Source organism: Pseudarthrobacter sp. HLT1-3, from assembly GCF_059383535.1.
The window spans coordinates 30,997-45,202 of the sequence record NZ_JBWZCJ010000005.1 but is presented as its reverse complement, the minus strand read 5'-3'; the positions used below and the strand labels follow the sequence as shown (position 1 = coordinate 45,202).

Annotated in this window: 12 protein-coding genes; 6 read left to right on the top strand and 6 right to left on the bottom strand. The window is 66.4% G+C overall.

What is annotated here, in order from left to right; all coding sequences use genetic code 11:
• The first annotated feature begins 43 nt into the window (after positions 1–43).
• Both AC50X9_RS05995 and AC50X9_RS05990 read left to right on the top strand, forming a co-directional pair.
• Positions 44–2,398: a hydantoinase B/oxoprolinase family protein gene (locus tag AC50X9_RS05995; RefSeq protein WP_494891331.1), complete on the top strand. Its 2,355-nt coding sequence runs from the start codon at positions 44–46 to the stop codon at positions 2,396–2,398.
• Positions 2,399–2,522: 124 nt separating this feature from the next.
• Positions 2,523–3,344, top strand: coding sequence for a hypothetical protein (locus AC50X9_RS05990; protein WP_494891329.1), 822 nt, complete (start codon positions 2,523–2,525; stop codon positions 3,342–3,344).
• Positions 3,345–3,356: 12 nt separating this feature from the next.
• On the opposite strand, the gene AC50X9_RS05985 is transcribed toward AC50X9_RS05990, so the two are convergent.
• The 4 genes from AC50X9_RS05985 to AC50X9_RS05970 form a co-directional block, all read right to left on the bottom strand.
• Entirely contained in the window at positions 3,357–6,170 is a 2,814-nt protein-coding gene (locus AC50X9_RS05985) for a helix-turn-helix transcriptional regulator (RefSeq protein ID WP_494891327.1), read from the bottom strand.
• Positions 6,171–6,335: 165 nt separating this feature from the next.
• Complete coding sequence (locus AC50X9_RS05980) at positions 6,336–7,520, bottom strand: acetyl-CoA acetyltransferase (RefSeq protein ID WP_494891325.1); 1,185 nt, start codon at positions 7,518–7,520, stop codon at positions 6,336–6,338.
• Positions 7,517–8,203 (bottom strand): CoA transferase subunit B, encoded by a 687-nt coding sequence (locus AC50X9_RS05975; RefSeq protein WP_494891323.1) that lies wholly within the window; start codon positions 8,201–8,203, stop codon positions 7,517–7,519. Before AC50X9_RS05975 ends, AC50X9_RS05980 begins: the two co-directional genes overlap by 4 nt.
• A 32-nt stretch (positions 8,204–8,235) precedes the next feature.
• Positions 8,236–8,985 carry a CoA transferase subunit A gene (locus tag AC50X9_RS05970; protein ID WP_494891321.1) on the bottom strand — a complete coding sequence of 250 codons (750 nt, stop codon included), beginning with the start codon at positions 8,983–8,985 and terminating at the stop codon, positions 8,236–8,238.
• Between the two features lie 200 nt (positions 8,986–9,185).
• Between AC50X9_RS05970 and AC50X9_RS05965 the strand changes: the two genes are divergently transcribed.
• Entirely contained in the window at positions 9,186–9,971 is a 786-nt protein-coding gene (locus AC50X9_RS05965) for an IclR family transcriptional regulator (protein ID WP_494891319.1), read from the top strand.
• A gap of 487 nt (positions 9,972–10,458) precedes the next feature.
• Entirely contained in the window at positions 10,459–10,968 is a 510-nt protein-coding gene (locus AC50X9_RS05960) for a zinc-binding dehydrogenase (RefSeq protein ID WP_494891317.1), read from the top strand.
• Here the strand turns inward: AC50X9_RS05960 and nadE are convergent.
• Positions 10,925–11,761, bottom strand: a complete 837-nt coding sequence (gene nadE, locus AC50X9_RS05955) for an NAD(+) synthase (RefSeq protein WP_494891315.1) — start codon at positions 11,759–11,761, stop codon at positions 10,925–10,927. The genes AC50X9_RS05960 and nadE overlap by 44 nt on opposite strands.
• Before the next feature lie 329 nt (positions 11,762–12,090).
• Between nadE and AC50X9_RS05950 the strand changes: the two genes are divergently transcribed.
• Both AC50X9_RS05950 and AC50X9_RS05945 read left to right on the top strand, forming a co-directional pair.
• On the top strand, positions 12,091–13,332 hold the full coding sequence (locus tag AC50X9_RS05950) for an FAD-dependent oxidoreductase (protein WP_494891313.1): 1,242 nt from the start codon (positions 12,091–12,093) through the stop codon (positions 13,330–13,332).
• A gap of 33 nt (positions 13,333–13,365) precedes the next feature.
• Positions 13,366–13,953, top strand: a complete 588-nt coding sequence (locus AC50X9_RS05945; RefSeq protein WP_494891311.1) for a dihydrofolate reductase family protein — start codon at positions 13,366–13,368, stop codon at positions 13,951–13,953.
• 8 nt (positions 13,954–13,961) lie between these two features.
• Here the strand turns inward: AC50X9_RS05945 and AC50X9_RS05940 are convergent, their stop codons facing one another.
• Positions 13,962–14,204, bottom strand: a complete 243-nt coding sequence (locus tag AC50X9_RS05940; protein ID WP_494891309.1) for an acyl carrier protein — start codon at positions 14,202–14,204, stop codon at positions 13,962–13,964.
• Positions 14,205–14,206: the final 2 nt, after the last annotated feature.

Here is a 14,206-nt window from a genome sequence, read left to right as displayed (position 1 = left end):
CACCAGACCTTCCAGCTATTCCCATTGAAGGAGCTCGACAGCAATGACGCTTACAGCAAATGAAAACAGCACAGCCGGCAGAGCCGGAGATACAGCCGGAGACAAGGCCGGAGACGCTTCCCAGCCGCTGACTGCCCAGGAGCAGCAGTGGGTGGACCAGTTTATGGACGAAACAACCCTCTTCCTCGGCCCCGACCCGGCCATCATGCGCAGCCACCAGATCACCTCCCGCTCCGCCTACGAGGACGAGTGCATCTCCAAGGGCGTGGACCCGATCAAGGTCGACCGCATCCGCAAGCGCCTCGCCGGCGCCCTGGATGAGGGCTACGAAATGTGCGAGGCCATGGGTGCCGCTCCCGGAGCCAAGTGGGGGGACCTGACGACGGCGATCTACACCGCCGAAGGGGACGTCACCTACCTGTCCTGCCACGGAGTGATCGCGTTCTCGGCGATCCTGCACCACCCGATCCGCTACATCATGAAGTACTGGAAGGACGAGCCGACGGTGGGGATCAACCCCGGCGACGGTTTCATCCACAACGATGCCCGGTATGGAAACGTCCACAACACTGACCAATCGATGATCATGCCGATCTTCCGCGAGGGAAAGATCATCGCCTGGGTCGCCGCAACCATTCACGAAGGCGAAAACGGGGCCTGCGAACCGGGCGGAATGCCGTCAGGCTCCGAGACCCCGTTCGACGACGGGCTCCGGATGTCGCCGTTCAAGATCGTGGAGAAAGGTGACCTGCGCCGGGACCTGCTGACGTTCCTGCAGCACTCGGTTCGGGACCCCAAGCTGCAGCTGGCCGACCTCAAGGTCAAGATCGGCGCCGTCCAGCGCATCCAGGAACGCGTCGACAGCATCATCGACGAAGTCGGGGTCGAGACCTTCGTCGCTGCCCTGCGCGTCACCGTGGAAGACGTGGAACAGGAAGTCAAGCGCCGCATCAGCGAACTGCCGGACGGAACGGTGTCCTTCAACCAGTTCATGGACTCCACGCTCAAGGAGAACATCCTGATCAAATTCGCCTGCAAGGTGACGGTCAAGGGTGACAAAATGACCGTGGACCTGCGGGGAACGGGACCTGAAATCCTCAACAGGGCCATCAACTCCCCGCTGTGCTCGGTCAAATCGATGATGATGCAGGCGATCCTGGCGTTCTGGTGGCCAGACCTGCCGCGCTGTACCTCGGCGATGTCGCCCATCGACATCATCTCGGACGAGCACACGTGGGCCGACGCTGGTTACGATGCGCCGATGGGGCAGTCGCTGCAGGCCTCATTCCGCGGATTCTCGGCCCTGCAGACAGCCTTTGCCAAGATGCAGTTCTCCAACCCGGAGAAGTTCTCCAATGTCCTGGCTCCCTGGTTCAACCAGATCAACACCTTCCTGTGGGGCGGCCTGACCCAGCACGGCGACCAAGTGGGAAACCTGTGTGCAGACCTCAACGGCATGGGCGGCGGCGCCAAGGCATTCCGCGACGGTGAGGACGCCGTCTCACCGTTGTTCTGTGCCATGGCTGACACTGCTGAACAGGAAGTCATGGAAGAGGAAGTTCCTTTCATGCAGCTGGTCAGCAAGCGGATCGTCCGCGACAACCAGGGCTTCGGCAAGAACAGCGGCGGCATGGGCTACGAGATGATCGTCGCTGCCGAGGGAACACCGATGTGGGGCTTCATGACCGTTACCTCGGGGTCGAAATTCTCCTCGGTCACCGGAATGTTCGGCGGCTACGGCTGCAGCACGACACCGCTGGCCATGGTCAAGGGCATCAACATCTACGACGTGATCCGCAAGGACTCCAGCAAATTCGATTTGTCCATGGAACGGATCATGAACGAGCAGCCCTACGAGGGCGGTAAGTACACCACCTCCCATATGGGCCTGCAGTTCGACGTCGCCAAGGACGGCGAGATGTACATGATCGCCCAGGGCTCCGGCGGCGGGTACGGCGACGTCCTGGAACGTGATCCGGAAGCGGTGGCCAAGGACCTGGAACTCGGCCGCATTTCACCGAAGGTCGCCACCAGCATCTACGGCGTCGTCTGGGATCCTGAAACCTTCGTGGTGGACCAGGAGGCCACCACCCAGTTGCGCCACGACTCACGGCAGGCCCGGATCGCCCGCGGCAAGCCGTACAAGGAGTTCCTTGAGGGCTACGTCAAAGCCGAGCCCCCGAAGGACCTGCTCTACTACGGGTCCTGGGGCGACGACACCGAGGAGCTCACGGCCACCCACTTCACCAACAACGGACCGGAACGGGTCAAAGCCACCATCGACAAGCTGCCGCTGATCATGCTTCCGGACCGCAGGGAAGTCAAAATCAGCGCACTGGAGGACCGCATCCGGGAGCTCGAATTGAAGCACGGGGAAGTTGTCCACCGTAAGTCCTAGCCCGTCAGGGGTACGTCCCGGCCTGGGACGCCCCACCTCAAGAAGCCTTCAGCGCCGCATCCTCCCCAGCCAGGACGGTGCGGCGCTGAAGGCCGCTAGCAGCCAATGTTTGGAGAAAGACGTCATGACCACTTCCACTGCCACCACCCTCGCCAACGTTGTTGCCTCCCCTCCGTCGGGAAGGCCGAAGGCGGTGCTGTTCGACCACCACGAGTACGCAGCGTCCGTGATTCTTCGGGGCGGGCCCGTCCCCTGGGACAACCCCACTGCTTACGCGGCTTTCTTCGCCCAGGCACAGGGGTTGCTCCGGCCCGACGCCGCGCTCTTGGACCTGAACCGGCTGTACGGTCATTTAACGGCCGGCAACACCGGACTCGAAACTGAGATGGCGGCCCGATCCCGGACAGGTTTCGCGCTGAGGACATTGCTGGCAAACGATGACCTCAACCGGGCGGTGCTGGACTTCGTTAACGTGTTCGCCAAGACGGCCCGCCAGCCGGTGGTGCTGCGCATCCCGTCGCCGATGGTCTGGCTAACGGGCACGCACCACTTCTCGGGCGCCGGGGACAGCAGCGACCTCGACGCCGACAACGCCGAGAATGCCTCCATGTATGTCAGCGACTGGTTGCGGGCGTTCGCCGGGCTGCCCATCGCCGGACTCCTACTGGACAACAGGACGCCTGCCGGCGCCGCCTGCAGCGTGCACGTCCCGCTGGAGGCCTACACCCCGATTGCGAACCTTGCCGGCAACTACCGTTGGACGCTGGGGCAGCTCGACGACGACCGGGTGCGTCTGCAGGGCGAGGCTGCGGTCGGCGCCTACATCCCTGCGCGGTTCTGGCTGGAGCCGGACATGGAACTCCCTGCCGGGGACTTCTACCTGGGCGAGCTCCCCAGCGCCGCATCACCGGAGGGCGTGCTGGCCCGACTGGAGACTCTGGGCTAACTGCCGTGGTGGTCACTTAGGTGGGAGCAGGTGCCGGCGCCGGGCCTCTATGACACAGGCCCGGCGGTCACTGACGCCGAGCGTGTTGAACAGGCTCTTCAGATACCACTTGACTGTATTGATGCCCAGATGCAGCTCCTGGGCGATTTCGCGGTTGGACCTGTCCTCCTCGACCAGACGTAGGATGGTCTGTTCGCGTTGCGACAGGCCCGGCTCCGGCACGGAGATGCTGCCCGCGCCGGTGACCGGACGGACCGGCTCTGCAGACCAGCCGGAATCCCGGCTGGTCTTGGCCTGGGAATCCAGCCGGACGAGGATACTGAGGAACCGCGGCAACTCATGGCTGACCTGCTCCGGGGCGGGTTCGCGCCGCAGCCTGGCTGAGATCGCGCGCACCAGCTCCAGGCAGCCTGCGCCGCCATCGAGCACGGGCCGGACCAGGCCCAGCCTCGAACACGTCTCCAGGGCCGGCCAGAGTGTCGTTTCGGCTTCCTCCCGGTTCCCCGCCCGCTCCAGCGCCGCCGCCAGCAGGATACGGGCATTAAGCTCCGCCCTCGGTCCCAAATAGGCTGTCGCCCGCGACAGCAAGCGGCGGGCGCCTTCCACCGTGGCCAGTTGCCTGGGGGAAGCCGGGCCCTCGTGCCCGGCGTCAGCCAGGGCGGACCGCAGCTGCGTGGCCAGCCGGATCTGGTGCTTGGTTTCCGCCAGCCCTTCCAGCCGCGGTCCGATGGTGTCCGCCGCTTCCTGGGCCACTGCGGCGCCCAGGAAGTCACCGCGCGGTTCTTCGTTGGTAGACCGCGGGCCGATTCCCAACTGCACGCGTTCCAGATTCATGACCAGTTTGAGCCGGTCCAGGCCGAGGCTGTCGGCCACCAGATCGCCTTCATCGAGTATTTCCCGGGCCCGTGGAGTGTCCCCCCGGAGTGCCTTTATTCTTGCCAGCGTGGCGTACGTGGACACCATGAAGTCCACCACCCCGCCTTCGGAACCCAGCTCGCGGGTTTCCTCCAGTAACTTCTCGGCCTTATCGAGTTCGCCGCGTTCATAAAGGAGCTGGCCCATCATCGCCCCCGCCAGCCGGGCCGCATGCGAGTATCGTCCGGCCTTGCCCCGGCCGAGTTCCACAGCCGCGGTGAAGTGCTCGTCCACCCGTTCCAGATCGAGCAGGGCGTAGGCGGCAAGACCAGCAAAACAGTGTCCGTACACGCCGCTGAAAGGACCCGAAGTCAGGCCGTGGAACTTCGACGCCCAGCGCTGTTGTTCCAAGGCGAGACTGTATTCGCTGTCGTGGATCTTCTTGAACGTTGACACGTTCGCCGCCACCGAGACGATCCAGGGCCTGAGCAGCTCGGCCTGGGCGAAGCACTTCCCGTCCAGTTCATCCACATGATTTACCCTGTCGCCGTACATGTCGATGCAGCTCTGAACCACGAGCCCTTCGACGCCCAGTTCAAAACGGTCGTGTTCGGTCAGCGTCGCATCCGCGGGCATCACGGCTTCGGCCAGGTTCAAGGCTCTCTGCGCCGCCCCGGCTTGGTTCAGCAGTGTATGGGCCCAGGCTATTGCCGTCTGGAGCCGGGCCTGCCCGGCCGCATGGTCGGCCGGGATCTTGCCGACAAGTGCCAGCAGGGTCGACATGCTCGAGTGCTCCACCAGCCACATCGCGCGGAGTTCGACGATCTCCACCGCGAGCTCCACGTCCCCGGCAGCGAGGGCATGGTCCACCGCGTCGCTGGGGAATCCGTTTTCCGAATACCAGCGGGCAGCGACCAGGTTCAGTTCCCTGGTCCGGCCCGGGAAGTCGCGCTCCAGACGGCGGCGCAGGTAGTCCTCAAACAGGTGGTGATAGCGGTACCACGTACCGTCGTCGTCGAGCGGTTGCAGGAAAAGATCCTGCGCCTGGATCTTCTCCAGCATGGCCTGGCCCAGTTCCACTCCTGAGAGCGCGGACGCCAGCCCCGCGCAGAGGCGTTCCGGAACCGACGTCATCAGGAGGAAATCCAGTGTTTCGGGGTCCAGGGTGTCGAGGACGTTTTCGGCGAGATACTCACCGATGGACGCGTGCCTGCCGGAGAGCCGCTCGATCAGGTCTGAGGCCTCGCGGTGGTCCCTGAGGGACAGCGAGACCAGTTGCAGCGCAGCGATCCAGCCCTCCGTCGTCCGGTGGAGGCTGGCCACGTCCCCCGCATCCAGATCGAGCCGGTTGATGCCGACCAGGAAGTCCTGGGACTCGTTTTCATCGAAACGCAGCGCGACGGCGTCCACTTCGATCAGCTGGTCCCGCACCATCAGCCGGCCCAGGGGCAGGCCCGACCGGTTGCGGCTGGTGATGATAAAGGACAAATGTGAGCCGCCGGCTTCCAGCAGCCGTTCCACGACCGCCCTGGTTCTGGGCTCCGTGACCAGATGCCAGTCATCCAGGGTTATGACGATGTCCTGGCCGCCCTCATCGATGGCGTTGATGAGAGCGGGAACCACGTATTGCTCAGCGTCGTCGGGCCGCTCCTCCAGCAACTGCTGCAGTTCCTCGTCAAGTCCGGGACGGGCTTTGCGGATTGCCTGAAGCAGATGTGACAGGAACCAGATGGTGTTGTTGTCATCCCGGTCCACGGACAACCAGACCGTGACGAGGCCCTGGGCGGCGAGGATCTCCATCCATTGGGCGGCCAGGGTCGACTTGCCAAATCCGGCCGGGGCATGGATCAACGCGAGCCGCCGTTTCCGGTCCGAGTGGAGCATCTCCGTCAGCCTCGTACGGTGAACCCACTGGCCGACGGGCTCGGGCGCCCGGAACTTGCTTGATGCACTGGGTGGTCCTGTGGGCATCCGCCACCTCCTTGTGGTCCGGCGGCCGCCGGTAACGCATTTTGGCCCTCTGGAATCCTATGGGAACCGCGGCACCAAAGACAGGGGGCACACGGCCAACGCGGGGTCAGATACGGTCCATCAATGCGCCCGGCATCGGCCGTATCTGACCCCGCGTTGGTGTGGCTAGACGGCTTCGAGGACGCTGACGTAGTTGGCGATGCCAACCCCGCCCATGTTCTGCACGGCCGCGCGGCGGGCGGTGGGCAGCTGCATGCCGCCGGCGGTGCCGGTGAGCTGCATCGCGGCGATGACGTGCTGCGAGACGCCGGTGGCTCCGACCGGGTGGCCCTTGGCCTTGAGTCCGCCCGAGACGTTGATGGGCAGCTTGCCGTCCTTGAAGACCCAGCCTTCCTCGATGGCGCGCGCCCCCTGGCCCGGTTCGGTCAGCCCCATGGCCTCGTACATGAGCAGCTCGGCGATGGTGAAGCAGTCGTGCACCTCGGCGAAGTCCAGGTCCTCAAGCCCGACGCCGGCCATCCCCAGCGCGCGCTGCCAGGAGGCCCGGGTGGCGCTGAAAGCAGTGGGGTCGCGTCGCTCAGCCGGGAAGAAATCGTTCGCCTGGCCGAAGCCGGCGAGCCGCACCGGGGCAGTGGCACCGCCCGTGGGCGAGACCGACAGCACGACGGCGGCGGCGCCGTCGGACACGGGCGAGCAGTCGGTACGGCGCAGCGGGTCGGCGACCATCGGGTTCTTGTCCGAGACGGTCCGGCAGAACTCCTCGCCAAGGTCCTTGCGAAGCTGGGCGTACGGGTTGTCCACACCGTTGCGGTGGTTCTTCGCGGCGATGGTGCCCAGGACATCGGAGACCGGTCCGTAGCGCTTTTCGTAATGCTTGGCCACCTCGGCAAAGAGCCCGGTGAAGCCGGTGCTGGAGGCCTTGCCGGCCATGTCGTAGTCCGCGCCGAGCAGTGCCGCCCCGACGACGTCGGCGCCGGCGTGCGTCATCTTCTCGGCGCCGATCACGAGCACAGTCTTCGCGGTCCCGGCCAGCAGCGACTTGGTGCCCTGCTGGAACGCGGCCGACCCGGAGGCGCAGGCGTTCTCGACCCGGGTGGAGGGGACGTTGGCCAGCTGCTCCGAGACCTGCAGGGCCAGCGAGGACGGGAAGGCCAGCGGCATCATGCCGGAGTTGAACTGGCCCAGGTAGATCTCATCGATCCGGCCCGGCTCGATCCCGGCATTGCCGATCGCCTCCGTGGCGACCTGGACGATCAGGGACTCCAGGGTCTCGTCCGTGAGTTTGCCGAAGCGGCTGTGGCCCCAGCCGGTCAGCAGGACATCTTTACCGAACTGTTCGCGCAGGCTCATGCTGTGGCTCCTTCAAGGGTGGGGGTTGCGGCGAGGGATGGGGCGACGTCGAAGCGGGCTTCGGTTTTCCCGCGGAGTTCCTCCACGGTGACGCCCGGGGCGAGGCGGGTCAGCGTGAGCTGCCGGACGCCGTCGACCTTGTCGAGGTCAAAGACTGCGAGGTCGCTGATGATCCGGTCAACGCAGCTCAGCCCGGTGAGGGGCAGGGTGCATTCCTTCACGATCTTGGCGGTGCCGTCCTTGGCGTTGTGCTCGGTGAGGACCACGACACGCGGCGTGCCGGCGACGAGATCCATGGCGCCGCCCATGCCCTTGACCATTTTGCCGGGGATGGTCCAGTTGGCGAGGTCACCGTTCCCGGCAACCTGCATGGCGCCCAGGATGGCGACCTTGACGTGCCCGCCGCGGATCATGCCGAAGGAGGCGGCGGAGTCGAAGATACTGCCGCCGGGCAGGACCGTGACGGTCTGCTTGCCGGCGTTGATGAGGTCGGCGTCCTCCTCGCCCTCGTAGGGGAACGGTCCCATGCCGAGCAGGCCGTTCTCGCTCTGCAGGACGACGCGGACGCCGTCGCGCAGGTTGTTGGCGACCAGCGTGGGGATGCCGATGCCAAGGTTGACGTAGTCGCCGTCGTTCAGTTCTTCGGCCGCGATGGCGGCCATTTCATTCCGGGTCCAAGCCATGATGATTCTCCTGAAGAAAGTAGGGGCGGCGCTCAGGCCGGAACGGATGCGGCGTCGGCGGTTTCGGCTGCTTTCGCCGACTCGGCGCGGGGGCGAACCGTCCGCTGCTCGATGTCCTTGACTCGGTCGGTGGCCTGGACGAGGCGCTGGATGAAGACGCCGGGGGTGATGATGTGGTTCGGGTCCAGCAGGCCGGGTTCCACGATCACTTCGGCTTCGGCCACCGTCACGGCGCCCGCGGCGGCGACGACGGGGTTGAAGTTCTGCGCGGTATAGCGGTAGATCAGGTTGCCGTCGGTGTCGGCGGTGTGCGCGTGCACCAGGGCGACGTCGGCCTTGATGGCGCGTTCCTGGACATAGGTCTCGCCGTCGAACTCCGCGAGCGGTTTGCCTTCAGCGACGAGGGTGCCGACGCCGGTCTTGGTGTAGAACGCCGGGATGCCGGCGCCGCCGGCGCGGAGGCGCTCTGCGAGCGTGCCCTGCGGGGTGAATTCCACCTCCAGCTTGCCGGCAAGGTACTGCTCGGCAAAGAGTTTGTTCTCGCCCACGTAGGAGGCGATGACCTTGCGGACCTGTCCGGCTTCGATCAGGATGCCGAGGCCCTTGCCGTCCACGCCCATGTTGTTGGACACCACCGTGAGGTCTTTGACGCCGGAGTCGCGCACGGCCTCGATCAGATCAGCCGGGATGCCGCTGAGGCCAAAGCCCCCGACGGCGAGTGTCATACCGTCCCGCAGTACGTCCTGCAGCGCGGCGGCCGCACCCGATTTCAGCTTTGACATCGCATCTCCTCATTGAGTTCTTGACCCAATCCACTTTGTGGACTGTTCCTCTGCTGTTGGAGCCTACGGTGCCGAAATAGCGGCTGTCAATGGACGATTTCCGCCTCAACAGTGCCGTTTTTACAGTGTGGACTGTATACTGGCGAGTGTCCATAATATGGATTGCCTGGGTGCATCTAACGCAAAGTCCGAGGAAAAAGATGGCTTCATTACCGGTCCAGGGCGCACAAGTCGTCAGCCGTGTCGCGGCCCTGCTGCGCATTGTCGGACGGAAACCGGAGGGTTCGCCGCTCGTGGAACTCGTCCGGGAATCCGGGCTCACCCGCCCCACCGTGCACCGGCTGCTTTCCTCGCTGGCCTCCGAGGGGCTGCTGGACCAGGATCCGGTCAGCGGCAACTGGGTGCTGGGTCCGGAGATCCTGCTGATGGGTTCCGTGGCTTCAGCCCGCTTCCCCCTTGAGGACATTGCCCGGCCCAGCCTCCGCCGGCTCGCCGAGGAAACCGGGGAAAGCGCGTTCTTCTCCATCCGCCGCGGCGCCGAAACGGTGTGCCTGCTCCGGGAGGAGGGCAGCTTCCCGGTGCGGTCCTTCGTGCTGCACGAGGGAGTCCGGTTCCCGCTCGGGGTCGCCTCCGCCGGCACCGCCATCATGGCCTTCCTCCCGGAGCCGGAGCAGGAGGAACTCCTGGGGGACTGGGCTGCGCATGCCGGCCATTTCGCGGCGGCCCACACCGAGGCCCTGGTCCGGGAGAACCTGGCAACGACGCGCCAGACCGGTTACTCGGTCAACCCCGGGCTGGTGCTGGAGGGCAGCTGGGGGATGGGGGCCGCGGTCTTCGACCAGCGCGGCCGCCCCGCCTGGGCCCTGTCGCTGACCGGAATCGAACCACGGTTCAAGGGCGAGCGGCAGGAACTGCTGGGCCGCCTGCTGATGGAGGAGGCACACCGGATCTCGACGCTGCTGACCCGTTCGCCCACCGGCGCCTGACCTCCTCGCGGGGCGGTCCGGCATGTCCAGCGGCGCCTGACCTCCTCGCAGGGCACTTCGGGCGTGTGGGTGCGGCGGAGACGACCGTCACGGGGCATTTTGACACTGACACGCCAGCATTTGGGTCCGGCACAGCCCACCGGGGTTCCAAAGTGCCCCCGGTCGGCTGCATTGCCGGCCAGGAGTCCAGCGTCGCTTCTTGAAATGGGACTGGGGTCCCGCAGGGGATCGTTGACGCTGGCCACCGCCAGCCCCTGCGTCCGACCGGCCTCTGCTGCGCTGGCAGCCAGCGGGCCCAAACCGCGCCGGGAATGTATTCCATCCTGGCCCCGCTGGGGGTTGGACCGGGGGACACGGTCCTGATCCACGGTGCGGCAGGTGGCGTCGGCTCGGCAAGCGTCCAGATCGCGCGGGACCTCGGCGCCCGGGTCATTGGCATCGCTTCAGAGCCCAACCATGACTGTCTGCGCGGGCTCGGCGCGAACCCGTGGCCTATGGCGAGGGGCTCGTGGAGCGGGTCCGCTCCCTGGGTGGTGGCGTCACCGCCGTCGTGGACGCCGTCGGCGGGGAAGAAATGACGGCGGCCGCCGTCGCCCTGCTGGGCGGACACGTCAAGGCAGTCACCACCGTACCCGGGCAGGAAGCGAACGCCGCCGGAATAGCGCCGGTCCGGCTGCTGGATGGGCGGGTGGCGGAAGCTGCCAGGCTGGCTGCCGAGGGACGGCTCCGCTTCGCGATCCAGGAGCGCGTCGCACTCGTCGAGGCGGCGCGGGCGCTGGGCATCAGCCGCTCAGGTCACCTCCGGGGCAAGATCGTTCTGATCCCGCAGGGTTTCGGTAGCCGAGACCCTGGCTGTGCACCGGAGTTGCCGTCCCGGGGCACATTGACACGGAACCGCCGCCCGGTGGGACCGAGACGGGCCCGTGAGGGTTCAAAGTGCCCCCGGCCGGCCGCTATCCTCGGCCCGGTTCCTTCCACCAGGTGTCGAAGATGGTGACGGGTACGGTGCGCTTGTGCCGGGTGCGGAGGTACTTCTGTTCGATCAGCTCGGCTGCGGCCACGGGGATGTCGTGGCCCTCGAGGTAGTCATCGATGGTGTCGTAGCTGAGTCCCAGTTCGTCCTCGTCGGTCCGGCCGGGCTGGCCGTCGAGGAGGTCCGCCGTGGGGACCTTCTCCCAGATCCGGGCCTCCGCGCCGAGCTCGGCGAGCAACGCGCGGTTCTGGCGCTTGTTCAGGCCGAACAGCGGCAGGATGTCGGCGCCGCCGTCGCCGTATTTGGTGAAGAAGCCGGTGACCGATTCCGCGCCGTGGTCCGTCCCGATGACCAGGTAGTTGTGCTCGCCGGCGAGGGCGTATTGGGCGATCATCCGGGTGCGGGCCTTGGTGTTGCCCTTGTGGAAGTCGGAGATTCCGTTGCCCACGGTTTTTTCGAACTCGTCCTCGAAGCCGTCCACTGCGGCGGAGATGTTGAACGTCCACTCGGTCTTGGCCTGGATGAAGTCCAGGGCAGCCTGGGCATCGTGCTCATCATGCTGCACGCCATAGGGCAGGCGGACGGCAACGAAGTTCGCGTCCACCCCTTCGGCGGTCAGTTCGTCGACGGCAAGCTGGGCCAGCCGACCGGCGAGCGACGAGTCTAGCCCGCCGGATATTCCCAGGACAAAGCCCTTGGTGTGGGTCGTTTTGAGGTAGTCCTTGAGAAACGCGACGCGTTTGCGCACCTCCTCGGCTGGGTCGATCGTGGGCTGGACGCCCATTTCTTCAATGATTTTCGCCTGGAGTTCGCGCATGCCTCAAAGCCTAGCCAGCCGTGTCAACCGGGCTCAACTATGTCCGGCCGGCCGGCGCTGCGGGTATGGTCCCGCGCGGCGCGATTTTGCGTGCGTGGCCCGAATACCCCACGCGCAGGGTAGATCGCGCCGCGCACGCCCGGATGCGCCGCGCGGGCCCGGTTCCGCCGCGTGGGCCCGGTTCCGCCGCGTGGGCCCGGATGCGCCGCGCGGGCCCGGTTCCGCCGCGCACGCCCGGATGCGCCGCGCACGCCCGGTTCCGCCGCGTGGGCCCGGTTCCGCTGCGAAAACCTCTCCCGCGGTGCCCGGTGCAGGCGTAGCGTATGGCCATGGAGACGACCGGGTGCGTGGTGGTCGGCGGCGGGCCGGCCGGGATGATGCTGGGCCTGCTGCTGGCCCGGGCAGGCGTAGATGTGACGGTGCTGGAGAAGCACGCCGACTTCTTCCGGGACTTCCGCGGCGACACCGTCCACGCCTCGACAATCAGGCTGATCGACGAGCTGGGCCTGGGCGAGAAATTCCGCCAGCTCCCGCAAAGCAAGCTGAACAGCGTCGCCTTCCCGGTGCCGGGCGGGCCACCGGTGACGATGGGCAACTTCGATGCGCTGCCGCCGCCCTACAACTACGTCGCCATGATGCCGCAGTGGGACTTCCTGACCTTCTTGGCCGACGCCGCCGCTGCGGAACCGTCCTTTACGCTGCGAATGAATCACGCGGCCACGGCGCTGGTCCGCAACGGTGGCCGGGTGACCGGCGTGCGCTACCGGACTACGGAGGGGGCGGAGGGCGAATTCCGGGCTGACCTGGTGGTCGCTACGGACGGGCGCCATTCCACCCTTCGCCGCGAGGCCGGGCTGGCGCCGCGGGAGTACCCGGTGCCCTTCGACACCTGGTGGTTCCGCCTGCCGCGCCATGCCGCCGAGCAGGGTGCGGTGGCGGGCATCATCCCCGCGTTCGGTCGGGGTGAGGCCATGATCGCGCTTAACCGGACCGACTACTACCAGATGGGATATCTGGCACCGAAAGGCACGGACGCACGGATTCGGGCCGAGGGTGTCGAGGGCTTCCGACGTCGGGTCGCGGCGCTCCGCCCGGACCTTGCGGACCGGGTGGACGCCATCGCTTCGCTGGCGGATCTGCACTGGCTGGACGTGCGCCTGGACCGGCTGCGCCAGTGGCATATCAACGGACTGCTCTGCATCGGCGACGCCGCGCACGCCATGTCGCCAGCCGGCGGCGTCGGGATCAACCTTGCCATCCAGGACGCCGTCGCCGCCGCGGACTGCCTGGCCCCGGCGCTGCTTCGGGGCCGGGTCTCCCGCGAGGACCTGGCGAAGGTGCAACGACGGCGGCAGCTGCCCACCGTCATTGTCCAAGCCGTGCAGCGGGTCATGCACCGCCTGGTGTTCGGACCAATCATGACCGGCAAGAGGTCCGGGGCGCCGGCCGTCCTGCTGTCTGTCGGGAGGCACATCCCGGCCATAGGCAAGCTGCTGCCGCGTTTCGTCGCCTTCGGCCCGCGGCCCGAACACGCGCCCGCCTTTGCCCGGCGCACCCCGCAGCGATCGTAGCGCAGCGTACCCAGCAGAGTCGAGGAGCTGATCATGGGGCAACTGGTTGTCCAGGAATTCGTGACCGCGGACGGATTCGCGGCCAACGCCAACAACGAATTCACCGCCTACGAGATGCTCGAAGGCGGCACAGCGGAATTCGACCGAAACCAGCTGGCATGGCTCGACACCGTGGACGCCATGGTGCTCGGTGCAAACACGTACCGCATGTTCGTCGACTTCTGGCCCACTCCGGCATCGGCGGGGGAGGTGATTGCGCCTGCGCTGAACGGTCTCCGCCGCTTTGTGTTTTCCCGCCGGCTCAAGAACGCCCCGTGGGGTGACCTGCCTGCGGCAACGATTGAATCCGGAGACGCGGTCGAGGCGATCCGCCGGATCAAGCGCGACGTCGAGGGCACGATTGTGCTCTGGGGCAGCCTGACGTTGAGCGAGGCGTTCTTCGCAGCCGGCGAGGTGGACGGCGTTCGGCTCGTTGTGATGCCCGTCGCGATCGGCGCCGGGCGCGGCGTGTTCCCCGCCGGCCAGGATCCGACGCTGCTGAGGCTGCAGAGCTCTAAAACCTGCGACGCCGGGTTGGTCGAGCTGGAATATGCGCACGGCCCCGGGCATGCCGGCGGATAGAACCGCTCCTAACCGTGCACGGCGAGGTAGCCGATCAGCCCCTTGACGGTTGCCACTTCGGGGTAGTCCCGCTCCGGGATGTCGACGCCGGTGGCCGTGTCGATCGTTTCGACCAGACGGAGGAAATCCAGCGAATCGAGTTCGAGGTCCTGCCGAAGCCGGGCGCCCTCGTCCAGCCCGGCCAGGTCCACGTCCGGTGCCACTTTGCCGAGCGCGGCCTGCACCGCAGCCCGGGCGTCCTGTTCATTCATGA